The 1,216-nt window shown below is 72.1% G+C and carries 2 protein-coding genes; both read right to left on the bottom strand.

What is annotated here, in order from left to right; translation table 11 throughout:
• Window positions 1–389 (bottom strand): methylmalonyl-CoA mutase family protein (locus tag ACIPSE_RS47255; RefSeq protein WP_401676402.1); only part of this gene is annotated, 389 nt, incomplete at its 3' end.
• Window positions 389–1,216 (bottom strand): methylmalonyl-CoA mutase family protein (locus ACIPSE_RS47250; protein ID WP_401676400.1); only part of this gene is annotated, 828 nt, incomplete at its 5' end. The genes ACIPSE_RS47255 and ACIPSE_RS47250, both read right to left, overlap by 1 nt.

The following is a 1,216-nucleotide window of genomic DNA, read 5'->3' as shown; positions in this document are numbered from 1 at the left end:
TCGTGGTCACTGTCGTAACCCCGGTGCGTGGGCAGATCGAACGCGACCGACAGACCCTTCTGACCCGCCGCCAGATTCCGCCGGTAGAACGCGTTGGACTCCTCCGCCGTCGAAAACCCCGCGTACTGCCGGATCGTCCAGGGCTGATTCACATACATCGTCGGATACGGACCCCGCAGAAACGGCGTCACACCCGGATACGTGCCCAGGAAATCCAGACCCTCCAGATCACCCGCCGTGTACAGGGGGCTGACCTTGATGCCTTCCGGGGTCTCCCACAGCAGGTCGTCACCGGCGGCGGCCTTCTTCAGGGCGGCGCTCCACTCGTCGGGGCCGCCCGCGGCGGTCGGCGTTCCGAGTGCGATCCCGGAGAAGTCGGGGACGGACATCAGGAGACCCCCATGCGGTCGAGTGCGGCGGACAGTACGGCGACGGCGTCGCACCCCGCGAAGACGTACGAGTCCGCCCCGGCGTACGCGGCGGGGCGGCCGGCCAGCGCGACATGCGTGGCGCCCGAGGCGCGCAGCAGGTCGGACACGGCCTCGGCCTGCTCCTCGTACAGCGCGTCGCTGGAGCACAGGCACGCCTCGCGGGCCCCGCTCTCCTCGAACGTGCCCTCGGTGACCGGCTCGATGCCGCCCGCCTGGAACAGGTTGGCGGCGAACGTCAGCCGCGCGGTGTGCGCGGCGGCCGGACCCAGCGCGGCCAGATACACACGCGGCCGGGCACCGGTGGCCGCGAGATGGGCGTCGGAACGGGCGCGGAGCACCTCGAAGGCGTCATCACGCCGGACCTGCGGCAGCCCGCCGGACAGCGGCGCGGGAGCGGGCTCGCGCTCCACCGGCTTCTCGTCCAGCAGCGGGAACTCGCTGACGCCGGTGACCGGTTCGCGCCGCTTGGCGAGCCGTGCGGTGCGCGCGGCCCACGTCTCCGCGAGACGGGACCCGACCGTCCCGTCCCGCAGGGCGGCGGCCTGGCCGCCCGCGCGCTCGACGGTCTGGAAGAACTCCCAGCCCGCCAGGGCGAGTTCGTCGGTGAGCCGCTCCACGTACCAGGAACCGCCCGCCGGGTCGATCACCCGCGCCAGATGCGACTCCTCGATCAGGATCGTCGACGTGTTCCGTGCGATACGGCGGCTGAACGCGTTCGGCAGCCCCAGCGCCTCGTCGAAGGGCAGCACCGTCACCGAATCCGCCCCGCCCACACCCGCCGCCAA

Origin of the sequence: Streptomyces sp. NPDC090106, from assembly GCF_044747265.1 — a bacterium.
Lineage (GTDB): Bacteria > Actinomycetota > Actinomycetes > Streptomycetales > Streptomycetaceae > Streptomyces.
This window is presented reverse-complemented; position numbering and strand designations above follow the sequence as displayed.